This window comes from Neisseria sp. Marseille-Q2251 (assembly GCF_940793045.1).
In the GTDB taxonomy this organism is placed as follows: domain Bacteria; phylum Pseudomonadota; class Gammaproteobacteria; order Burkholderiales; family Neisseriaceae; genus Neisseria.
On record NZ_CALNWV010000001.1, the window covers coordinates 44,584 to 66,161 of the forward strand.

20 protein-coding genes are annotated in these 21,578 nt (G+C 48.7%); 14 read left to right on the top strand and 6 right to left on the bottom strand.

The genetic code is table 11. The features are described 5' to 3' along the window. Positions 1-52: 52 nt before the first annotated feature. The 4 genes from mnmA (at position 53) to AAG834_RS00240 (ending at position 5,790) form a co-directional block, all read left to right on the top strand. Positions 53-1,156 (top strand): tRNA 2-thiouridine(34) synthase MnmA, encoded by a 1,104-nt coding sequence (gene mnmA / locus AAG834_RS00220; RefSeq protein ID WP_342030901.1) that lies wholly within the window; start codon positions 53-55, stop codon positions 1,154-1,156. 105 nt (positions 1,157-1,261) lie between these two features. Continuing rightward, positions 1,262-2,935: an AMP-binding protein gene (locus AAG834_RS00225; protein WP_342030902.1), complete on the top strand. Its 1,674-nt coding sequence runs from the start codon at positions 1,262-1,264 to the stop codon at positions 2,933-2,935. 68 nt (positions 2,936-3,003) lie between these two features. After that, positions 3,004-3,984: a PhoH family protein gene (locus tag AAG834_RS00230; protein WP_342030903.1), complete on the top strand. Its 981-nt coding sequence runs from the start codon at positions 3,004-3,006 to the stop codon at positions 3,982-3,984. Between the two features lie 540 nt (positions 3,985-4,524). Further along, complete coding sequence (locus AAG834_RS00240; RefSeq protein ID WP_342030904.1) at positions 4,525-5,790, top strand: Glu/Leu/Phe/Val family dehydrogenase; 1,266 nt, start codon at positions 4,525-4,527, stop codon at positions 5,788-5,790. Between the two features lie 139 nt (positions 5,791-5,929). Here AAG834_RS00240 and AAG834_RS00245 read toward each other — a convergent pair whose 3' ends face one another. Beyond that, on the bottom strand, positions 5,930-6,502 hold the full coding sequence (locus AAG834_RS00245; protein ID WP_342030905.1) for a hypothetical protein: 573 nt from the start codon (positions 6,500-6,502) through the stop codon (positions 5,930-5,932). 265 nt (positions 6,503-6,767) lie between these two features. Next, on the bottom strand, positions 6,768-9,152 hold the full coding sequence (gene ppsA, locus AAG834_RS00250) for a phosphoenolpyruvate synthase (RefSeq protein ID WP_342030906.1): 2,385 nt from the start codon (positions 9,150-9,152) through the stop codon (positions 6,768-6,770). 418 nt (positions 9,153-9,570) lie between these two features. Between ppsA and ppsR the strand changes: the two genes are divergently transcribed. Together ppsR and pnp are read left to right on the top strand one after the other, a co-directional pair. Next, positions 9,571-10,392, top strand: a complete 822-nt coding sequence (ppsR, locus tag AAG834_RS00255) for a posphoenolpyruvate synthetase regulatory kinase/phosphorylase PpsR (protein WP_070514589.1) — start codon at positions 9,571-9,573, stop codon at positions 10,390-10,392. 252 nt (positions 10,393-10,644) lie between these two features. Further along, complete coding sequence (gene pnp / locus AAG834_RS00260) at positions 10,645-12,765, top strand: polyribonucleotide nucleotidyltransferase (protein ID WP_342030907.1); 2,121 nt, start codon at positions 10,645-10,647, stop codon at positions 12,763-12,765. Positions 12,766-13,192: 427 nt separating this feature from the next. Here the strand turns inward: pnp and AAG834_RS00270 are convergent, their stop codons facing one another. The 3 genes from AAG834_RS00270 to surE all read right to left on the bottom strand — a co-directional run bounded on the left by AAG834_RS00270 (position 13,193) and on the right by surE (position 15,657). Continuing rightward, positions 13,193-13,531: a hypothetical protein gene (locus tag AAG834_RS00270; RefSeq protein ID WP_070514587.1), complete on the bottom strand. Its 339-nt coding sequence runs from the start codon at positions 13,529-13,531 to the stop codon at positions 13,193-13,195. 214 nt (positions 13,532-13,745) lie between these two features. Continuing rightward, positions 13,746-14,669, bottom strand: a complete 924-nt coding sequence (locus AAG834_RS00275) for a peptidoglycan DD-metalloendopeptidase family protein (RefSeq protein WP_342030908.1) — start codon at positions 14,667-14,669, stop codon at positions 13,746-13,748. Positions 14,670-14,895: 226 nt separating this feature from the next. Continuing rightward, positions 14,896-15,657 carry a 5'/3'-nucleotidase SurE gene (gene surE / locus AAG834_RS00280; RefSeq protein WP_070514585.1) on the bottom strand — a complete coding sequence of 254 codons (762 nt, stop codon included), beginning with the start codon at positions 15,655-15,657 and terminating at the stop codon, positions 14,896-14,898. A gap of 262 nt (positions 15,658-15,919) precedes the next feature. On the opposite strand from surE, the gene AAG834_RS00285 reads away from it, so the two are divergent. The 8 genes from AAG834_RS00285 (at position 15,920) to mltB (ending at position 20,722) form a co-directional block, all read left to right on the top strand. Next, a complete protein-coding gene (locus AAG834_RS00285; RefSeq protein WP_070514584.1) occupies positions 15,920-16,438 on the top strand; it encodes a hypothetical protein in 519 nt (172 codons plus the stop codon). Positions 16,439-16,522: 84 nt separating this feature from the next. Further along, a complete protein-coding gene (locus tag AAG834_RS00290; protein ID WP_070514643.1) occupies positions 16,523-16,993 on the top strand; it encodes a hypothetical protein in 471 nt (156 codons plus the stop codon). A 410-nt stretch (positions 16,994-17,403) separates the two neighbouring features. Next, complete coding sequence (locus tag AAG834_RS00295) at positions 17,404-18,018, top strand: 4'-phosphopantetheinyl transferase family protein (RefSeq protein WP_070514583.1); 615 nt, start codon at positions 17,404-17,406, stop codon at positions 18,016-18,018. Positions 18,019-18,150: 132 nt separating this feature from the next. Further along, on the top strand, positions 18,151-18,522 hold the full coding sequence (rpsF, locus tag AAG834_RS00300; protein WP_003757376.1) for a 30S ribosomal protein S6: 372 nt from the start codon (positions 18,151-18,153) through the stop codon (positions 18,520-18,522). Positions 18,523-18,524: 2 nt separating this feature from the next. Further along, the gene (gene priB / locus AAG834_RS00305) at positions 18,525-18,821 is read left to right on the top strand and encodes a primosomal replication protein N (RefSeq protein ID WP_070514582.1); all 297 of its coding nucleotides are present in this window, start codon (positions 18,525-18,527) and stop codon (positions 18,819-18,821) included. Positions 18,822-18,827: 6 nt separating this feature from the next. Continuing rightward, a complete protein-coding gene (gene rpsR / locus AAG834_RS00310; protein ID WP_003678863.1) occupies positions 18,828-19,058 on the top strand; it encodes a 30S ribosomal protein S18 in 231 nt (76 codons plus the stop codon). Positions 19,059-19,074: 16 nt separating this feature from the next. Continuing rightward, on the top strand, positions 19,075-19,527 hold the full coding sequence (gene rplI / locus AAG834_RS00315) for a 50S ribosomal protein L9 (RefSeq protein ID WP_003743490.1): 453 nt from the start codon (positions 19,075-19,077) through the stop codon (positions 19,525-19,527). A gap of 112 nt (positions 19,528-19,639) precedes the next feature. Further along, positions 19,640-20,722 carry a lytic murein transglycosylase B gene (gene mltB, locus AAG834_RS00320; RefSeq protein ID WP_342030909.1) on the top strand — a complete coding sequence of 361 codons (1,083 nt, stop codon included), beginning with the start codon at positions 19,640-19,642 and terminating at the stop codon, positions 20,720-20,722. A 66-nt stretch (positions 20,723-20,788) separates the two neighbouring features. Here the strand turns inward: mltB and AAG834_RS00325 are convergent, their stop codons facing one another. Beyond that, positions 20,789-21,502 carry an aldose epimerase family protein gene (locus AAG834_RS00325; protein WP_003764673.1) on the bottom strand — a complete coding sequence of 238 codons (714 nt, stop codon included), beginning with the start codon at positions 21,500-21,502 and terminating at the stop codon, positions 20,789-20,791. Between the last annotated feature and the right edge of the window lie 76 nt (positions 21,503-21,578).

Genomic DNA, 21,578 nt, shown 5'->3' on the forward strand with positions numbered 1-21,578 from the left:
ATGTGCTAAAATCCGCCTTTAAAAACTGCTGTTTCCTACCCATATCCCCTTCATGGACATTACTCAACAACCTTCAAACATCATCGTCGGGCTCTCCGGCGGTGTCGATTCCTCCGTAACCGCCGCCTTGCTCAAACAGCAGGGTTATCAAGTGCGCGGTGTGTTTATGCAAAACTGGGAGGACGACGACAATGACGAATATTGCAGCATCAAGCAAGACTCTTTCGATGCCATTGCCGTCGCCGACATCATCGGTATCGACATCGACATCGTCAATTTTGCCGCCCAATACAAAGACAACGTATTCGCTTATTTCCTCAAAGAATACAGCGCGGGGCGCACGCCGAATCCGGATGTGTTGTGCAACGCCGAAATCAAATTCAAATGCTTTTTGGACTACGCCATAGAGCAGGGCGCGGATACCATTGCCACCGGACACTATGCGCGCAAAGAAGTCCGTAACGGCGTGCATTACCTGCTCAAAGGTTTGGATCAAAACAAAGACCAAAGCTATTTCCTCTACCGCCTCAAACCTTTCCAACTCGAGCGCGCGATTTTTCCGTTGGGCGATTTGGAAAAACCTGAAGTCCGCCGCCTTGCCGCCGAATTCAATTTGCCGACTGCCGCCAAAAAAGACAGTACCGGCATCTGTTTCATCGGCGAACGTCCGTTCCGCGAGTTCCTGCAAAAATACCTGCCGACCAACAACGGCAAAATGGTCACGCCCGAAGGGAAAACCGTCGGCGAACACGTCGGGCTGATGTTCTACACGCTCGGGCAGCGCAAAGGATTGGGCATCGGCGGCGCGGGCGAACCATGGTTTGTCGCCGCGAAGGATTTGATGAAAAACGAACTCATCGTCGTACAAGGTCATGACCATCCGCTGCTCTATACCCGCAGCCTTGTTATGAACGATTTGAGTTTCACGCTGCCCGAACGCCCGAAAGAAGGGCGCTACACCTGCAAAACCCGCTACCGCATGGCGGACGCGCCGTGTGAATTGCGTTATCTCGATGATGACACGGTCGAGCTGGTGTTCGATGAACCGCAATGGGCGGTAACGCCCGGTCAATCCGCCGTGCTGTACGACGGCGATGTCTGCTTGGGCGGCGGCATTATCATGTCCACCGACAAACCCGTCATTATTACCGCTTGATTAAAAAACACAAAAGGTCGTCTGAAAACTACTGCGGCAGGTTTGCTCCTGCTTTTTCAGACGACCTCAAGACAACCATAAAACCAACGAAACAAGATTATTTATATGGAAAAACTCTGGCTCAACAGCTATGAACAAGGCGTCAATGCCGAAATCGACATCACGCAATACAGCTCCATCAGCGACGTATTCCGTCAAAGCGTTGAAAAATTTGCGCACCAACCCGCGTTTCAAAACATGGGCAAAACGCTCACTTACGCCGAAGTCGGCAAGCTGGCGGAAGATTTTGCCTCCTATCTGCAAAACGTTCTGAAGCTGCCGCGCGGCGAGCGCGTGGCGATTATGCTGCCCAACCTGCTGCAATACCCGATTGCGCTTTTCGGCATCCTGCAGGCGGGGCTGGTGGCGGTGAACACCAATCCGCTCTACACCCCGCGCGAGCTGGAGCATCAGTTGAAAGACAGCGGCGCGACCACCATCATTGTTTTGGAAAATTTTGCCAACACGCTGGAGCTGGTGTTGCCGCGCACGCAAATCAAACACGTCATCGTCGCCTCTGTCGGAGAAATGTTCGGCTTCTTCAAAGGCACGCTGATGAATTTCGTGCTGCGCAAAATCAAAAAAATGGTGCCCGAATACCGCATTTCCGGTGCTATCCCTTTTCAGAAGACCCTGAAAGAAGGTGCGGCACATACCTTCCGCCCCGTTACCCTAACCCGCGAAGACACCGCGCTGCTGCAATACACGGGCGGCACGACCGGCGTGGCAAAAGGCGCAATCCTCAGCCACGGCAACATCTGCGCCAATATGCTTCAGGCGAAAGAATGGATTAAATTCCAACTGCGCGAAGGCAAAGAAACCGTCATCGCCGCGCTGCCGCTTTACCACATCTTTGCCCTGACGGTGAACCTGATGATTTTCGCCAATACCGGTTCCAAAATCATCCTGATTACCAACCCGCGCGATATGAAGGGCTTTATCGGCGAGCTTAAAAAAGAAAGCATCAGCGTCTTCATCGGCGTGAATACCTTGTTTAACGGCATGGTTAACCAACCCGATTTCGCCACCGTCGATTTCTCCAACCTGCGCCTGACTTTGGGCGGCGGCATGGCGACTCAAAAAGCCGTCGCAGAAAAATGGAAAAAAATCACCGGCACACCCATCGTCGAAGCTTACGGCCTGACCGAAGCCAGTCCCGGCGTGTGCTGCAACCCGCTCAATATCGAAGCATACAGCGGCGGCATCGGATTGCCCGTTCCCTCCACCGAAGTCGAATTGCGCGATGCGGACGGCAAAGAAGTCTCCGTCGGACAGCCGGGCGAGCTTTGGGTGCGCGGCCCGCAAGTGATGAAAGGCTATTGGAACCGCCCCGAAGAAACCGCCAAAACCATAGACGCGCGCGGCTTTTTGGAAACCGGCGACATCGCCGTGATGGACGAAAAAGGCTGGCTGAAACTGGTTGACCGCAAAAAAGACCTCATCGTCGTTTCCGGCTTCAACGTTTATCCGAACGAAATCGAAGAAGTCGTGTCGCACAACGATAAAGTCATGGAAGTCGCCTGTATCGGCGTGCCCAACGAGAAAACAGGCGAAGCACTCAAAGTTTTCGTCGTCAAAAAAGACCCGAGCCTGACCAAAGAAGAACTCATCGCATTCTGCCGCTCCGAACTGACGGCTTATAAAGTGCCGAAAGACATCGAGTTCCGCGACGAGTTGCCCAAGTCCAACGTCGGCAAAATCCTGCGCCGAGAGCTTCGCGAACAAGCGCAAAACAAATAACACCGAAAGGTCGTCTGAAAAGCATCCCGCACCTTTCAGACGACCTTTAATCATCATGGAAACAAGATATGACCCATACCGTCCATCTTCAATTTGAAGACATCGACAACACCGTCCTCCAACGCCTCTGCGGCGCGCTCGACGGCAACCTCGAAGCCTTGGGCAAAGCCCTCGACATCCAGATCAGCCGCCGCTTCGAACACTTCACCTTCATGGGCGAACTCGCCCACGCCGGTCGCCGCGCCTTGCTCGCGCTGGCCGAAGCTGCAGAACAAGGCGATTTGGACGACAACGCCATCCGCCTCGCTGCCGTCGAAGCCAAAACCGCCGACGACAAACACGAAGAAAAGCATCACGACCAACAATATTATTTCCGCACCAAACGCGGCAGTATAGGCGGGCGCACCCCGCGCCAAAACGGCTACATCCGAGCCCTGTTAAACCACGACGTCGTCTTCGGGCTGGGGCCCGCCGGTACGGGCAAAACCTATCTTGCTGTCGCCGCCGCCGTCGATGCCATGGAAAAACACCAAATCGAACGCATCGTCCTCGTCCGCCCCGCCGTAGAAGCAGGCGAAAAACTCGGCTTCCTGCCCGGTGATTTGGCGCAAAAAGTCGACCCCTACCTGCGTCCGCTCTACGATGCGCTCTACGACCTGATGGGCTTCGACCGCGTGACCAAACTGATGGAAAAAGGCCTGATCGAAATCGCTCCGCTCGCCTATATGCGCGGCCGCACGCTCAACGGAGCGTATGTGATTCTGGACGAAGCGCAAAACACCACGCCCGAACAGATGAAAATGTTCCTGACCCGTATCGGCTTCGGCGCAAAAGCGGTCATCACCGGCGACATCAGCCAAATCGACCTCCCGCGCAACGTCAAATCCGGCCTGAAAGATGCCCGCGAAAAACTGCGCGACGTGGAAGGGCTGTATTTCCACACCTTCACCAGCGAAGATGTCGTCCGCCATCCGCTGGTACAAAAAATTGTGGAAGCGTATGAGGTGGCAGAAGAGCAAGCCGAAAGAAGCAGCGCCGCCGAACGGTAAACGATGAAGTTCAAAAAGGTCGTCTGAAAACCTGAAATACGGGTTTTCAGACGACCTTTTTCATATTTTATAGTGGATTAACTTTAAATCAGGACAAGGCGACGAAGCCGCAGACAGTACAGATAGTACGGCAAGGCGAGGTAACGCCGTACTGGTTTAAAGTTAATCCACTATATAAAGTCAAAATGGATGAAGCAGCCTATCTTATTATGCCTTATTTTGTGCTGCTGAAAATTGGATATTGTTAACAATATTATCGAGTCTGAAATGCGGTCGTTGCTGTTTTCAAAGCATCAGCCTGATGATATAAAATTTCAGACGATTTTTTTAAAAACAAAGACTTTAGTTTTAGTAGCCGATTTTGGTGGCGATATCGGGCAACGGGGTGTCAGGTTTCAGAGGTCGTCTGAAAATAAATCCATATATAAATTAATCAACTTTGAAAATACCGACTACATGCTATTACATTTCATTTGGAAATTGGTTATAGTTACAACTGTGAAGCCCTTAAATTTCAACCAGACATAAGAAGGAAGAGAAATGTCCCAATCCGCCGCAAAAGAAACCCTTAATCCTTTCGAAATCGCCCGCAAACAGGTCAAAACCGCCTGCGACCGGCTCAATGCCGACCCTGCGGTGTATGAAATCCTGAAAAGCCCGCAACGCGTTTTGGAAGTTACCTTCCCCGTCAAACTCGACGACGGCACGGTCAAAACCTTCACCGGCTACCGTTCGCAACATAACAATGCCGTCGGCCCCTACAAAGGCGGCGTGCGCTTCCACCCCAATGTGAATCTGGACGAAGTTAAAGCTTTGTCGATTTGGATGACCATCAAATGCTGCGTTGCGGGTATTCCTTACGGCGGTGGCAAAGGCGGCATTACTTTAGATCCGCGCGATTATTCAGAAGCCGAGTTGGAACGCATTTCGCGCGCTTATTCCGAAGCCATTTCTCCGCTGATTGGCGAAAAAATCGATATTCCCGCACCTGATGTGAACACTAACGGCAAAATCATGTCGTGGATGGTCGATACTTACGAAAACGTCGTTAAAAAATCCGCACCCGGCGTGTTCACCGGCAAACCGGTCGAATTCGGCGGCTCTTTGGCGCGTACCGAAGCGACAGGTTACGGCGTGAACTTTGCCGCTGTCCAAGCTTTGGAAAAACTCGGCAAAGACGTTAAAGGCGCAACCTACGCCATTCAGGGCTTCGGCAATGTGGGCTATCACACAGGCTATTACGCGCATCAATCCGGCGCGAAAGTCGTTGCCGTTTCTACCGTTGATGTCGCCATCTACAACGAAAACGGCTTGGATATGGAAGCCCTGTTCAAAGAGTTCCAAGAAAAAGGCTTCATTACCAATGAAGCGGGCTACGGCAAAGAAATCAGCAACGCCGAACTCTTGGCGCTGGATGTGGACGTACTCGCACCTTGCGCGCTGGAAAACCAGCTGACTTCCGAAAACGCAGGCAAAGTTCGCGCCAAAATCGTGGTCGAAGGCGCAAACGGCCCGACTACGCCCGAAGCCGATGCCATCCTGCGTCAAAACGGCGTGTTGGTCGTCCCCGATATTCTGGCAAACTGCGGCGGCGTGGTCGTTTCCTATTTTGAATGGGTGCAAAACCTGCAAGGCTATTACTGGGAATTTGACGAAGTTCAGGAAAAAGAAACCGTCGTCCTGCGCCGCGCGTTCCGCGATATTTGGAATCTGGCGCAAGAGTATGACGTGGACCTGCGTACTGCGTCTTATATGATGAGTATCCGCCGTGTTGAAAAAGCGATGAAGCTGCGCGGTTGGTACTGATCAAATTTTGAAGCGGTAACATGAGAAAAGGTCGTCTGAAAAATTTTCAGACGACCTTTTGGTTATGGTGGACAAGGTTAGATCATGGTGGAAAGAAATCCTAGTGTGATTTGATTTTCTTTCAATTGGTTTGCTATTTCTATTCAGAAATCACATGCCTACCATTATTCACATAGTCTATAGGTGTGAAATGTATGGGTAATTCTGCATTCCTAATAGAAAAAATGTAATTCTTATAAAATAAACTATTTATGGAATGAATGTCTATTTCTAGAATATCTCTTTTAAATTTTTGAGCAATTGTTGCGCATTCTTTCTCATCAACATTTTTCCCAAGGAAGAAAAATAAAATTGACAATAACAAACAATAACAACATCTAAATTGATGCAAAGACGAGTTAATAAAAATTGGTTCTTTAATATCTGAAATATAAAATGGAATCAGCCATATTTCTTTGTTTTTATTTATTGCGAAGAAACCATTATTATTTCTCCCGAAAACAATAAATTCATCTTTTTTATCGTTCTCAACAAGGACTTCCTCATCTTTAAATTTTATGAATTCAAATTTGTCTTTGTAATAATTTTCCAATTTTGAATATTCATTATTTGCCATGTCATTTAATAATTCAGAAAATGAAAAAATTTTTCTATTAAACTTTTTCAAAATTCTATATTCCGTTCCTTTTAAATCAACCTCATTAATAATCATATGTATTTATCCTGTAACTTGTTGCAGCGACCTAATAATTTTTAGTGAGGTCTCGAAAGTATAATACTCTAAAAACAGTAAGGTAGGTTGGGTTAGAAAGACAGCCTTTAAAAAGGTCGTCTGAAATCATGTGTTTCAGACGAGACCTCGCATGGTTTGACGAGCAATTTGAGAAATGCGTCAATGTTGTGCTGGATGAGGCACTCATTACATAAAATCCCCCGAATGTTTCCAATCGGGGGATTTTTTGGAATTGCTAGAAAGCTTATTTATTCAACTCATTAGCCAAATACAGCCAAGTTTCGATGACGGTATCCGGATTCAGGGAAACGCTTTCGATGCCTTCTTGAACCAGCCATTTGGCGAAGTCCGGATGGTCTGACGGACCTTGACCGCAAATACCGACGTATTTGTTTTGCTTGCGGCAGGCAGAGATTGCCAAATGCAGCATCACTTTGACGGCAGGGTTGCGTTCGTCAAACGATTCGGACACCAAGCCGCTGTCGCGGTCGAGGCCGAGGGTCAGCTGGGTCATGTCGTTGGAACCGATAGAGAAACCGTCGAAGTATTGCAGGAATTGTTCTGCCAATACCGCGTTGCTCGGCAGTTCGCACATCATGATCAGGCGCAGGCCGTTTTTACCGCGTTCCAAACCGTTTTCTTTCAAGGCTTTGACGACGGCTTCGGCTTCGCCCAAAGTGCGGACGAACGGAATCATGATTTCGACGTTGGTCAGCCCCATTTCGTCTCGGACGCGTTTGAGGGCTTTGCATTCGAGCGCGAAGCAGTCTTTGAAGCTTTCAGCAACGTAACGCGCCGCACCGCGGAAGCCTAGCATCGGGTTTTCTTCGTGCGGTTCGTAAATGCTGCCGCCGACCAAGTTGGCGTATTCGTTGGATTTGAAGTCGGACATACGGACGATAGTTTTACGCGGATAAACCGATGCGGCCAATGTTGCCACGCCTTCGGCGATTTTATCGACGTAGAAGTCGACAGGGGAGGCGTAGCCGACGATGCGGCGGGTAATTTCCGCTTTCAATTCATCGTCTTGTTTGTCAAATTCCAACAAGGCTTTCGGGTGGATGCCGATTTGGCGGTTGATGATGAATTCCATACGTGCCAAGCCGATGCCTTCGCTCGGCAGGTTGGCGAAGCTGAATGCGAGTTCGGGGTTGCCGACGTTCATCATCACTTTAACCGGCGCTTTAGGCATATTGTCCAAGGCAACGTCGGTGATTTGTACGTCCAGCAGGCCGGAGTAGATAAAGCCGGTATCGCCTTCGGCACAGGATACGGTAACTTCTTGACCGTTGCTCAGCAATTCGGTTGCGTCGCCGCAGCCGACTACGGCAGGAATACCCAGTTCGCGCGCGATGATGGCGGCGTGGCAGGTACGGCCGCCGCGGTTGGTAACGATAGCGGAAGCGCGTTTCATTACCGGCTCCCAATCCGGGTCGGTCATGTCGGTAACGAGTACGTCGCCAGCTTCCACGGAATCCATTTCGGAGGCGTCTTTCACCAAGCGGACTTTGCCTTGACCGACTTTTTGACCGATGGCGCGGCCTTCGCACAATACGGTTTTGTCGCCATTGATGTCGAAGCGGCGCAGGTTGCGGCTGCCTTCTTCTTGGGATTTCACGGTTTCAGGACGGGCTTGCAGGATGTAGAGTTTGCCGTCCAAGCCGTCACGGCCCCATTCGATATCCATCGGGCGGCCGTAGTGTTTTTCGATTGTCAGCGCGTAGTGTGCCAACTCGGTGATTTCTTCGTCGGTAATGGAGAAGCGGTTGCGGTCTTCTTCGGGAACATCGACGTTCATTACGGATTTACCGGCTTCTGCTTTGTCGGTAAAGATCATTTTGATTTGTTTCGAACCCATGGTTTTGCGCAGGATGGCAGGTTTGCCTGCTTTCAGCGTGGGTTTGAAAACATAGAATTCGTCAGGGTTGACCGCGCCTTGTACGACGTTTTCACCCAAACCGTAAGATGAAGTCACGAAAACGACTTGGTCGAAGCCGGACTCGGTGTCGAGGGTGAACATGACGCCGGACGCGCCGCTGTCGGAACGCACCATGCGTTGTACGCCTGCGGAGAGGGCGACGATGTCGTGCTCGAAGCCTTTATGTACGCGGTAGGAGATGGCACGGTCGTTGTACAAAGAAGCAAATACATGGTGCATAGCCGCTTTGACGTTTTCCAAGCCGTTGATATTCAAAAAGGTTTCTTGTTGACCTGCAAACGATGCGTCGGGCAGGTCTTCGGCGGTTGCAGAAGAACGGACGGCAACGGAAATGTCCGCACCGCCTGCGTCTGCAACCATTTTGTTCCATGCCGTTTCGATTTCGGCATCCAGTTGTTCGGGGAAGGGCGTATCCAAAATCCATTGGCGGATTTCTTTACCGACGCGCGCCAGTTCGGCGACATCTTCCACATCCAGTTGTGCCAGTGCGGCGGAAATACGCTCGCTCAGTCCGTTGTGCGCCAAAAATGCGCGGTAGGCTTCGGCGGTAGTGGCAAAACCGCCGGGGACGCGGACGCCTTTTTCAGTCAGCTGACTGATCATTTCACCCAGGGAGGCGTTTTTGCCGCCCACGCTTTCAACATCAGTCATACGCAGGTTTTCAAACCAAATTACGTAGTTGTCAGCCATTTGTGTGTCCAATCCAAGATATGTTAAAAAAGAAACGAATACGCTTTGTTATTTTAAGCGATTCAAACGGCTGCTGTCATGCTTTTTCTGTCCCTAGTGATTTGCAGGTCGTCTGAAAAATTGCGGTCTTCAGCCGTGTAGTCAAATGAAATTCGATGGGGAAGTTGATATTCCGAGTATCTATTTCTTTGTAAAACATAAGGTTTGAAATAGATTAATGACTGAGTGGTAGAGGGTGGTAAGGTTTTATTCGGGTATAAAATTTTAAAATAATTAAATTATTAAAATAAAAATGCGTTTAACGGATGTTTTTGTTGGGATGTAGTTGAGTGTAATTTGAATGTATTCCCTTTATTTAGAAGGTTGCAGCTGCTATGATGACTGCCTGCAAACATTTTAAATTTTAGAGGATAACCGAATGACCGCCCCGCGCCATGTGTTTTATATTTCTGACCGTACCGGCCTGACTGCTGAAAATATCGGTGAGGCACTGCTGAATCAGTTTGGCAGAATCGAATTCAAACGCCACACCTATCCCTTCATCGATACGCCTGAAAAAGCGCGTACCGTCGTCGAAATAGTCAACCGCAACGCTCAGGAAAACGGTTTGCGCCCGATTGCCTTCGTCAGCGTCGTCAATGACGAAATCCGTGAAATCATCAAAAAAGCGGGCGCTTTCCATATCAATTTTTTCGAAACCTTCCTCGGGCTTTTGGAAAAAGAACTCAATACTGAGGCGGTCGCCGCTACGCAAGGGCACCACAGTATCGGCAATACGCAACGCTACGATGCGCGTATGGAGGCGGTCAATTTCTCGCTCAACCACGATGACGGCGTCAGCGATAAAAACCTGAAAGAAGCCGATGTGATTTTGATGGGCGTATCGCGTTCGGGCAAAACACCGACCTGTCTTTACCTTGCCCTGCAATACGGTATCCGCGCCGCCAATTACCCGTTGATTCCCGATGATTTGGAATCTACCGACTTACCGCGCATGGTTAAGCCTTATAAAGACAAGCTGTTCGGCCTGACCATTCAACCCGAACGCCTGCAGGCCATCCGTCAAGAGCGCCGTCCGAATTCGACTTATGCCAAAATCGATACCTGTCGCAGTGAGATTGCCGATGCGCAAAATATGTTCAAACGCCACGGCGTTCCATTTACCAATACGACGGATAAATCGGTGGAAGAGCTTGCCGTCCATATCCTTCAAGCCTGCAAATTGAAACGGCGTTTTTGAGGCGTAACATCCTGACTATTAATGAAAGGTCGTCTGAAACACAGAAGTATGTTTCAGACGACCTTTTGCTATCATGAATGCTTGGATTTACTTACATTTGCTATTATAATGCGCGTTTGGATTGACCGTTTGAGGTCGTCTGAAAATATAGTTTTTACCAACCGCCGCACACCTGAAACCCTAACTATGCACATTCTCACTTTTAGTGTGCATTATTAGTGTTTTAGCGTGCGGCATTCTGAAAGGAACGAAATGTTCAATAAACACGTTAAAACCTTCCAATATGGCAATCAAACCGTTACTTTGGAAACCGGCGAAATCGCGCGCCAAGCGGCAGCGGCTGTTAAAGTATCGATGGGCGACACCGTTGTTTTGGTCGCTGTGACCACCAATAAAGAAGTCAAAGAAGGCCAAGACTTCTTCCCTCTGACTGTTGATTACCTTGAGCGCACTTACGCCGCAGGTAAAATCCCCGGCGGTTTCTTTAAGCGCGAAGGCAAACAAAGCGAAAAAGAAATTCTGACCAGCCGTCTGATCGACCGTCCTATCCGTCCGCTGTTCCCCGAAGGTTTCTACCACGACATCCAAATCGTTGCGATGGTGGTTTCCGTTGACCCTGAAATCGATTCCGATATTCCTGCCATGCTCGGCGCATCCGCTGCGCTGGTGTTGAGCGGCGTACCGTTTGCCGGTCCGATTGGTGCTGCTCGCGTAGGTTATGTAAACGGCGTGTACGTATTGAACCCGACCAAAGCCGAATTGGCGAAATCCAAGCTGGACTTGGTGGTTGCGGGTACATCCAAAGCCGTTTTGATGGTGGAATCCGAAGCCAAAATCCTGCCTGAAGACGTGATGCTCGGTGCCGTCGTTTACGGTCACGACCAAATGCAGGTGGCGATTAACGCCATCAACGAGTTCGCCGATGAAGTAAACCCTGAAGTATGGGATTGGAAAGCGCCTGAAACCAATGAAGAATTGGTTGCCAAAGTGCGCGAAATTGCGGGCGAAGCCATTAAAGAAGCGTTCAAAATCCGTCAAAAACAAGCGCGTTCTGCCAAATTGGACGAGGCTTGGAACGCAGTGAAAGATGCGTTGATTACCGAAGAAACCGATACTTTGGCTGCCAACGAAATCAAAGGTATCTTCAAACATTTGGAAGCTGATGTCGTCCGCACCCAAATTTTGGACGGCCAACCGCGTATCGACGGTCGCGATACCCGCACTGTCCGTCCTTTGAGCATTCAAACCGGCGTACTGCCGCGTACGCACGGTTCCGCCCTGTTTACCCGTGGCGAAACCCAAGCCCTTGCCGTAGCGACTTTGGGTACTTCCCGCGACGAACAAATCATTGACGCGCTTTCCGGTGAATACACCGACCGCTTCATGCTACATTACAACTTCCCACCATATTCTACCGGCGAAGTGGGTCGCGTCGGCGCACCGAAACGCCGCGAAATCGGACACGGCCGCTTGGCAAAACGCGCACTGGTTGCCGTATTGCCGTCTCCTGAAGAATTCAGCTACACCATGCGTGTTGTTTCCGAAATTACCGAGTCCAACGGTTCGTCTTCTATGGCTTCCGTCTGCGGCGGCTGCTTAAGCTTGTTATCTGCTGGTGTGCCTTTGAAAGCACACGTTGCCGGTATTGCGATGGGTCTGATTTTGGACAACAACAAATTTGCCGTATTGACCGACATCTTGGGTGATGAGGACCACTTGGGCGATATGGACTTCAAAGTTGCCGGTACGACCGAAGGCGTGACCGCGCTGCAAATGGACATCAAAATCCAAGGTATTACCAAAGAAATCATGCAGATTGCCTTGGCGCAAGCCAAAGACGCGCGTCTGCACATCTTGGAACAGATGAAAGTCGCCGTGGCAGGTCCGCAAGAGCTGTCCGCTCACGCTCCGCGTCTGTTCACCATGAAAATCAACCAAGACAAAATCCGCGAAGTCATTGGTAAAGGCGGCGAAACCATCCGCGCGATTACCGCTGAAACCGGTACTGAAATCAATATTGCGGAAGACGGCACCATCACTATTGCCGCAACCACTCAAGAAGCCGGCGATGCTGCGAAAAAACGCATCGAAGAAATCACTGCCGAAGTGGAAGTGGGCAAAGTGTACGAAGGTACTGTGGTTAAAATCCTCGACAACAACGTTGGCGCCATCGTCAGCGTGATGCCGGGCAAAGACGGTTTGGTACACATCAGCCAAATCGCCCACGAGCGCGTACGCAACGTCAGCGACTATCTGCAAGTCGGTCAGGTTGTGAATGTGAAAGCATTGGAAGTGGACGACCGCGGCCGCGTACGTCTGTCTATCAAGGCTTTGGTTGAAGCTCCTGCCCGCGAAGAAAAAGCGCCTGAATAATCGTTGAGCCGATTTTGATTGATGAAAGGTCGTCTGAAAGATTTCAGACGACCTTTTTTACTGAATGCGGATGAATAGAGTAAGGGGAGTAAGAATGTATAGTGGATTAAATTTAAATCAGGACAAGGCGACGAAGCCGCAGACAGTACAGATAGTACGGCAAGGCGAGGTAACGCCGTACTGGTTTAAAGTTAATCCACTATATAGCGGATTAAAATAAAAATGAGACAAGGCGGCAACGGGTGCCGTGTACGGATAGTACATAAGGGCGTTGGCAATGCTGTATCATTGCAATTTTAATCCGCTATAGAATTGAGTTGTCTTGTGTCGGAACTTTGATTTATCGTTCTTTTTGAACAGCAATTAGATTGAATGTTGAAGAGGTCGTCTGAAAACCATTTTTTTGGCTTTCAGACGACCTCTTTCTTTATAGGCAACATTTGCCGAAACGTAGTTTTTTATTCAGGCCGGAAGCGTAAGTAAGCTGCTTGATGACCAGTATGTTGGTGTGGTCTTCTAGGGCGCGTATGCTGTGGGTTTCGTTGGGCTCAAGGCGGACGACTTGAAGTCCTTGCGTGGAGAGGGTTTCAGTTTGGGTAATGATTTTGGCGCTGCCGTTGAGTACCAGCAGGAGAATAATGGCATCAGCTTGATAATCGGGGATTTCATTGTCCTTTTGCAGGGAGAGTTGGACAATTTCTTGGTCGATATCGCTATGGATAATGCCTCCGAGCAAGGCTTTGGGATCTAGGGTGTATTGTTGCATGATGACTCCTTGAAAAAGCTTTGGGAAAGATTTCAAAAGACGAAAGTGTCTTGCGGGTCGTCTGAAAAATACGGGAGACGGCAATAAGCTTGATTGTACGAGTGTGTTGACGGGAGGAATTCAATATAAGTCAATATTGTTGTGAATTGGGCAGGTTGATTTTTGTATTTAAAAATAAAACCGCCCAATCGGGCGGTTTTGTATGGCATTGATTTTAGAATGCAACGTAGTTTGCAGGGTTGACCGGTTTGCCGTTTTGTCGCACTTCAAAATGCAGTTGCGTACGGCTGGCATCGGTATTACCCATGTTTGCGATGGTTTGACCGCGTTTGACTTGTTGTCCTTCGTTAACCAGCAGGCGTTGGTTGTGGCCGTATGCGCTCAGATAAGATGAATTGTGTTGGATGATGACCAAGTTGCCGTAACCGCGCAAACCTGAACCGGCATAGACGACTTTACCGTCAGCTGCCGCAACGACGGGTTGACCGGCTGTGCCGCCGATATCTACACCTTTATTGCTGCCGCCGAAGTTGCCGATAACATTGCCGACGGTCGGACGCTGCCATGTGATGCCGCTGACGGTGCGGGTGCCGCCTGTGGAGACGGTCGGAGTGTTAAGCGGTGCAGGAGTCGGTTTGGGGGAGGCGGTTTGTGTCGGAGGAGGTGTCGGAACTGAGGCAGTTGCAGCCGGAGCGCTGTATCCGTTTGGTTTGACGCGCAGGGTTTGTCCGACGCTGATGGTGTTGTCTGCCAAGCCATTCCATGCGCGGAGGTTGTCTTGCGTAATTTGGTAACGTTTGGAGATGTTATAAACGGTATCGCCGCGCACTACGGTATGCGTTTCAGCATTGATGTCTACCGGTGCGTAAGAAGGCGTGTAAGAGCCGCCGGTAGAGCCGGAAGGGTAGCTGCTGGCAGCAGGAGGAGTGTAAGCGGGCGGGGTGTAAGGGGTGTCGTTGTTGGCCGCATTATTTTCGTAAGGCGCTGCACCATATGGATTGTTGGAGGCTGTATTTGCGGAGCCGGAATGGTTGCCGGAATTGCCTACGACGACGGGTGCAGGTTGTTGGCTGGCGCATGCGCTGAGGATAAGGGCGAGGGCTGCCGAGCCTGCGTAAAATGCGGTTTTTTTCAACATAATTGGATGACCTTTATATCGGGTTGTTGTTTTATTGGGACATATCATAATAAAAATACGCCCTGTTCTCAAGTATTGCAGCCGTTAGTAACTGTTAAACTGCCTGATTTTGACCGGTTTGCCTGTTTAAAAATCTTGCGGATAATAGGTATGAACTGTTTTATCTTCTTTATGTAAGGTTTAATTTCAGACGGCCTGTTTGATCCGGCAGGTCGTCTGAAAAGGTTTACGTATTTGAAGCTTTTATGCCTTGCCAAAACTCGTTGACGTTTTTGAGTTGGTTGTAGGCGGTCAGGTCGATTTGCAGGGGGGTGATGGTGATGAATCCTGCTTCGCATTCGCCAAAGTCTGTGCCTTCTTCCTGATCGGAAATGTTGCCGATCGGACCTATCCAGTAAATCGGCTCTCCGCGCGGATTGTGCATGGGGACGATACTTTGTTCGTGGTGCCTTCTACCCAGTCGTGTGATTTTAATACCTTGTATGTCTTCAGGCATGACTGCGGGGATGTTGATATTCCACAAAATAGGTTCTTTAGGAGGATTTTTTAACAAATACTCTAATAACATCCAAACGGATTTTTCAGCAGTTTCCCAATAGCGCCCCCGTGAATCATTTAATGAAAAAGCGATAGCGGGAATGCCCATCAGGTAGGCTTCGGTTGCGGCGGCGACTGTACCTGAGTAGAGCGTGTCATCGCCCATGTTGGCGCCATTGTTTATTCCGGATAAGACCAAATCGGGTTTGAAATCGGATAGGGCGTGTTGTCCGACATGGATGCAGTCGGTTGGCGTTCCGCTGACATAGTAAAAGCCGTTTGAGGCTTCTTTTATTTGCAGCGGACGGTCAAGCGTTAAAGAATTGCTGACTCCGCTGCGGTCGCGTTCGGGTGCGACTACGCGGACATTGGCAAATTCGGCTGCAACGCGTGCCAAAATGGCGATGCCGGGGGCTAGGTAGCCGTCGTCATTAGAGATTAAGATATTCATAAGCGTATCCGTGACACAATCTCGGCAGTCTAACGGCTGAAGATAAAGTTTGTCTATTTTTCAGGTGATTTTATGTATGTTGAGAGTTTAGGGGTCGTCTGAAAGAGGAATTTATGCAACTTGCTTTGTGAAAATTGAAGTGGCGTAACATGGATGTTTTTTTGTAAAAGAGGGATGATTTATCTCTTATCAGAAAATCAGCAATGCATTACAATAACAAATCGTAATCTTTGTTTACAAACTACTTTCGGGAGTAATTGAAATGCGCCGTTTTTCTTATCTAATTGCCTTGTCTTCAGTATTGGCCATTTCTGCATGTGCCAATAACCAATCACAATCTTCTGCCGGAGCTTCAGGCTCTGCTTCGTCTCATGAGCAACATGCTAAAGCTTCAGGCGCATGCCGTAGTGCAGGTGAAGGGCGTAAAGTGAATGGCAAAGGAAAAAATGATATTTATATGTGTAAAGCAAGTGTTGCATTGAATTCCGCTGAAGCCAAATCTGTTCTGAATCCTAATATTAAAGTTTCTTACGGCAGCACAGGTAATAAAACTTTGGTATCCCGTCAAATCGCCAATATGGTCGGTAAAAGTCCGGAAGAGTCCTGCCAACGCGCTTTCTTGAGCACTGTTAAGCGTTTCCAAAGCACGGCGTTGGAAAAAAACGCAAAATCAGTACACTTAGTCAGCTACTTTGACAAAAAAACCGTTGGCGGCGATGAGTATGAGTGCCATGTTGCCACCTGGAACAGCCGAGTGGTTTTGAAAGGAAGCTTGCATTAAAAAATAGGTGAGGACCAAATTATGGTTTGGCTGTAATTTGGTCTAACTGCTATGGTGATTCCAATCCGAATGGAGCGTTTGTCTGTGGAATATCCTTATCTGTTATCCGTTTCGCCTGATTCATTCATCCTGTTTGATAACGACAAAGACAATTTTTTTGACGAATTTTATCAGGCATTTGCCGGTTATGCGTTTGATAGCGAATATGAAAATGTGTGGTATTTGCAGGGTACGGACGCATTTTTTGCCGCGCGGGGAAGCAGGCTTGTTTTGCAGGATTGGGCAGGGAAAATTTATTTTTCGCTACCGTTATCTGCGCCGCTGGATTCGGTGGAAAGCGGCGGTGTCATGCTTGTCGGTATGCCCGAACCAGTTTCCACCGAAACACTTCAAGCCGCGTTTGGTGACACGAAAGGCGATGACAAAGCCTTGTCGCAAGCATTATTGGATTTTGAAGCGCAAAACGGCTGGAACGAATACGATTGTGAGGCTTTGTGTATTTGTCTGTTTAACGAAGAAGGGTTGGAGCGCATGAAACGGGATTATGAGTTGTAACTGCCTTTTTAGGCAGCCTGCGACATGGAATCCCAATAACCCCGCTGCATCAAATATCCGTTTGCGCTAATTAGATTGTCTGACAATCTTGATATTTTCCGTGCGGAAGGTTTTTGCAGCGTAGAAAGCAGCCTGCACTTCGGATGAACACAAGCCTCTGGCAAAATCAAATACGAAAAATCACAGGTAGGCGGAATATATTTCCCCCCCCCACCTTTGGGAAAGGTCATTATGAAACATTCCCTTAAACGCATCAGGAAGTTTTTTATCTCCATGCAGTCGTCGCACTGATAGGTTATGTGACAGTATTATCTTTAAATGGTAGCTTAATGCTTACAATGTGTTGAAATGAGCCGGTGGGTATATCTGCCGGCTCGTTTTGGTTTTAGAAAATTTTGTTTGGGTGTTTGATGAAGAAGCATCTGTATTGCCTGCTTGGGGATGAGTTACTTGCCGAAGCTTATTGTGATGACGCTTTAAGCCGGCATGATAGGCAGAGAATAGCCCAATCACTACGATTGTCGGAGCGAATAGATTGGAAAGTCAGTCGCGCCCTGAAACAGAAAGCAAAGCATCCAATCGTTTCCCTTAGTCATAGTCAAGGTATTGCTGCGGTGTTGTGTACGTCGAATAGTCTCTCTGCTGGTGTGGACGTTGAGAAAATCCGTCCCCGAGATTTTCAGGCGTTGGCGGAGTGGGTATGCACCGAGAGGGAGCAGGAATACTTGGCATCCGTTGATTGGGATGGGGAAGAATTTTATCGGCTATGGTGCATTAAAGAAGCGCTGTTGAAGGCGGCAGATTTAAATTTTCCTGAGGATATGCGCAAAGTTGGCTATCGATTTGTGACGGATGGAAAAAAGGAAATACAGGTATGCGGATGCTCGGATTGGCATGGGGTGACGGCTCTGTTGTCTAATGGATGCGCTGTTGCCTGTGTTTGGCAGGGGGATGATGTTGAACTTTGTCTGCAATGTTACGGCGGTATAGATAAGGACGATTGGGTGGAAGCAGAGGTCGTCTGAAAACAGAATGTTTTCGGAAAGCATTGTGTGCTTGTAGCAGACTTGGATTTCAGTTATAATTCGACGCTTTCAACCTTGCCTTTTGCTTTCGCATGGCAAAAGGCTGTATTTAATCATCCATAAGGAGATAACATGCGTCATTATGAGATCGTGTTTATCGTTCATCCTGATCAAAGCGAGCAAGTGCCTGCTATGGTTGAACGTTACAAAACCATGATTGCCGAAGCCGGCGGCAAAATCCACCGCTTGGAAGACTGGGGCCGCCGTCAACTGGCTTACCCGATTAACAAAATCCACAAAGCACACTATGTTTTGATGAACATCGAAACTACTCCTGAAGTAGTTGAAGAGCTGGAAACCGCTTTCCGCTTTAACGATGCCGTACTGCGCCATCTGACCATCAAAACAAAACATGCTGTAACCGAAGCTTCTCCTATGTTGGGCGGCGAAAAAGCAAAAAACTTGCTGAACGGTGCGGCTGAAGAAGTTGCAGCAGCCGAATAAGATTGGATAATCTTACAAAGCTTACCGCCCTGATTTACAAGGTTGAACCCTTGAGATATACGCCGGCAGGAGTCCCTGTTTTGGATATTATGTTAAAACATGAATCTTGGCAGGAAGAAAACGGGCAAAAATGCCTGGTCAGTTTTGAAATTCCCGCGCGTATTTTAGGTAAGCAGGCTGAAGAATGGCAGTATCGGCAAGATACGATGGTTGAAGCAGAAGGCTTTCTCGCACAGCGAAGCAAACGCTTCCCAAGGCCGATACTCCGCATACAGAACATTAAAGAATATAAAGGTTAAACGACAATGGCTCGTCAATCATTCAAACGTAGAAAATTCTGCCGCTTTACGGCTGAAAAAATCCAAGAAGTCGATTACAAACAAGTTGATCTACTGAAAGACTTCATTTCTGAAAACGGCAAAATCATCCCTGCCCGCATCACCGGCACCAAAGCGCATTACCAACGCCAATTGGCTACTGCAGTCAAACGCGCACGCTTCCTGGCTCTGTTGCCTTACACCGATCAACACAAATAATTTTGGAGTTTAAATCATGCAAATTATTCTGTTAGAGAAAATCGGCGGTTTGGGCAACCTGGGCGACATCGTTACCGTAAAAAATGGTTACGCCCGCAACTTCCTGATTCCTGCCGGCAAAGCCAAACGCGCTACTGAAGCCAATATGAAAGAATTCGAAGCACGCCGTGCCGAATTGGAAGCCAAACAAGCCGAAATCTTGGCCGATGCTAAAGCACGTCAAGAAAAACTGGACGGTCAAACCATCACTATCGCTCAAAAAGCAGGTGTGGACGGTCGTCTGTTCGGTTCTGTTACCAATGCCGACATCGCTGCTGCGATTGTTGCTTCAGGTGTTGAAGCTGCAAAATCCAACGTACGCCTGCCTAACGGTCCTCTGAAAGCCGTAGGCGAGTACGAAGTTGAAGTGGCTCTGCACACTGACGCTGTTGCTGCGATTACCGTTGCTGTTGTTGCAGCTGCCGAGTAATAGACAGTCTTAAAAGGTCGTCTGAAAGGGAATGGAATGTATATTCCTACCATCTTTCAGACGACCTTTTTGCATAATTAAGACTGCTTCTTTAGTGACTATAAATCCAGATATGAAAAAACTTATTCCTTCTCTTGCAATATCAACCGCGTTGCTGCTCGTTGCTTGCAATACAACCAAAACAAACGTTGAGTCCGCTAAAACGGTTGAGCCGATTAATCAAAGCAAAAACCAGCGTCCTGCTTTTGATTCTGCTGCGGAATCGGTTGCCAGCAGCGGCTTTAATGCCAACACCAATGTCCGCCAGTTTATCCGTTATGAAGCAGCGAAAAAGCAATTTACGGAAGCTGAATTGCAAAACTTCTTCAATGGCGTGGTTTACAAAGGCAATATCATCAATATTATGTACCGCCCGTCAACTTCTCGCCCTTGGTATGAATTCCGCACGGGCAACTCCGGTGCGACGAAATTCAACGGCGGCAAACAATTTTACGCTGCTAACCGTGCCGTTATCGATGATGTGGCGCGCAAATATGGTGTACCTGCCGAGCTGATTGTGGCGATTATCGGGATTGAGACCAACTACGGTAAAAACACGGGCAGTTTCCGCGTTGCCGATGCTTTGAGTACCTTGGGTTTTGATTATCCGCGCCGCGCCGAGTTTTTCCAAAACGAGCTGATTGAGCTTTTGCTGATGGCGAAAGAAGAAAAAGAGAACGTTTTTGACTTCAAAGGCAGCTATGCGGGCGCGATGGGTATGCCGCAATTCATGCCTTCGAGCTATCGCAAATGGGCGGTTGATTATGATGGCGACGGACACCGCGATATTTGGAACAATATCGGTGACGTTGCCGCCTCTGTTGCCAATTATATGAAGCAACATGGCTGGAAAACAGGTGGCAAAATGATTGTTCCCGTCAATCTGACGATTACGCCTGACTTGAAAGCCATCATTGATGAAAAAACCGCATTGAACCGTACCGTTGCGGATTTCAAAGCGATGGGCGTGGTGCCGCAACAAGCAGTTGCCGACAATGAGAAAGCCGTTTTGTTCAGCCTGGAAACCAGTCCGAGCGTATTTGAATATTATCTCGGTCTGAATAATTTCTATACGGTTTGGCAGTATAACAACAGCCGAATGTATGTTACTGCCGTGCGTGATATCGCCAATGCAATCAACAATAACGGTTTGTAATGTTTAAAAACCACCTTTTTCAAGGTGGTTTTTTATTTGAGAGCTTGAAATCAATTCACTCCAAACTCAAGCAATCAAACGGATTTTCATGCCGTAATGCTTTTTGCCATGCCCCGACACAAACTGCCCGCCGCGCGCAGGCGATAAAAAGGCGTTGCCTTCGGCGGTAGGCTCGGCGCAGGTGTATTGTCCGTTTCGGTCGCTCCAAAGCGCGTAAACGGGCAAGTTTTGCGTTCGGATGTCGAGTTTCAGTCCGTCAAACGCAACATGTGTATCCGACGGCGAGGAGACAAATTCCGTGTGTGCGATATAGTCGGCATCGTAGGGCGCGCCGTTGAAATCGAATTGGGTGCCGACGGCGGGGAAATAGGGATGGAAACCGGGCGAAGTGCGCACGGGCGCGTCGCCGTAATTGCAGACGGTCAACGTGGCGACTGCTTCGTTTTCGTTCGGCAGGCTGTAATCCAGCAGCCATTCGACGTTTTCGTAGCCCTTTGCCGTGCTGATCAATCTCAAGCCGACATCCGATTCGTTTTGATAACGGATTTTCCAAGTAGAGGTTCTGCCGAAACCGTGTTGCGCCAAATGGTTTTTACCGTCCGGTCCGAACTGCGGCAGGCAGACGTGCATCCCGCCGCGTAATTTTGTATCAGCACCGACTTGGACGCTGGTTTTCGGAAATAACACTTCCTGGCCTTGTAGAACCAAATTGTCCACATATGCGCCCAGGGTGTTTATCTGCATGGATGCGGAATGGTTGCGTAAGATGATTTCAGACATGGTGATTTGTTCTTCAAGATATTTTAGATTTTGTAATATTCTAACGATTATACACGCGCCTTTCCCGATATGCAGA

What these genes read in the sequence shown, in the direction of transcription:
- mnmA (WP_342030901.1), top strand. Translation starts at nt 53, where the DNA reads ATGGACATTACTCAACAACCTTCAAACATCATCGTCGGGCTCTCCGGC.
- AAG834_RS00225 (WP_342030902.1), top strand. Translation starts at nt 1,262, where the DNA reads ATGGAAAAACTCTGGCTCAACAGCTATGAACAAGGCGTCAATGCCGAA.
- AAG834_RS00230 (WP_342030903.1), top strand. Translation starts at nt 3,004, where the DNA reads ATGACCCATACCGTCCATCTTCAATTTGAAGACATCGACAACACCGTC.
- AAG834_RS00240 (WP_342030904.1), top strand. Translation starts at nt 4,525, where the DNA reads ATGTCCCAATCCGCCGCAAAAGAAACCCTTAATCCTTTCGAAATCGCC.
- AAG834_RS00245 (WP_342030905.1), bottom strand. Translation starts at nt 6,502, where the DNA reads ATGATTATTAATGAGGTTGATTTAAAAGGAACGGAATATAGAATTTTG.
- ppsA (WP_342030906.1), bottom strand. Translation starts at nt 9,152, where the DNA reads ATGGCTGACAACTACGTAATTTGGTTTGAAAACCTGCGTATGACTGAT.
- ppsR (WP_070514589.1), top strand. Translation starts at nt 9,571, where the DNA reads ATGACCGCCCCGCGCCATGTGTTTTATATTTCTGACCGTACCGGCCTG.
- pnp (WP_342030907.1), top strand. Translation starts at nt 10,645, where the DNA reads ATGTTCAATAAACACGTTAAAACCTTCCAATATGGCAATCAAACCGTT.
- AAG834_RS00270 (WP_070514587.1), bottom strand. Translation starts at nt 13,531, where the DNA reads ATGCAACAATACACCCTAGATCCCAAAGCCTTGCTCGGAGGCATTATC.
- AAG834_RS00275 (WP_342030908.1), bottom strand. Translation starts at nt 14,669, where the DNA reads ATGTTGAAAAAAACCGCATTTTACGCAGGCTCGGCAGCCCTCGCCCTT.
- surE (WP_070514585.1), bottom strand. Translation starts at nt 15,657, where the DNA reads ATGAATATCTTAATCTCTAATGACGACGGCTACCTAGCCCCCGGCATC.
- AAG834_RS00285 (WP_070514584.1), top strand. Translation starts at nt 15,920, where the DNA reads ATGCGCCGTTTTTCTTATCTAATTGCCTTGTCTTCAGTATTGGCCATT.
- AAG834_RS00295 (WP_070514583.1), top strand. Translation starts at nt 17,404, where the DNA reads ATGAAGAAGCATCTGTATTGCCTGCTTGGGGATGAGTTACTTGCCGAA.
- rpsF (WP_003757376.1), top strand. Translation starts at nt 18,151, where the DNA reads ATGCGTCATTATGAGATCGTGTTTATCGTTCATCCTGATCAAAGCGAG.
- rpsR (WP_003678863.1), top strand. Translation starts at nt 18,828, where the DNA reads ATGGCTCGTCAATCATTCAAACGTAGAAAATTCTGCCGCTTTACGGCT.
- rplI (WP_003743490.1), top strand. Translation starts at nt 19,075, where the DNA reads ATGCAAATTATTCTGTTAGAGAAAATCGGCGGTTTGGGCAACCTGGGC.
- mltB (WP_342030909.1), top strand. Translation starts at nt 19,640, where the DNA reads ATGAAAAAACTTATTCCTTCTCTTGCAATATCAACCGCGTTGCTGCTC.
- AAG834_RS00325 (WP_003764673.1), bottom strand. Translation starts at nt 21,502, where the DNA reads ATGTCTGAAATCATCTTACGCAACCATTCCGCATCCATGCAGATAAAC.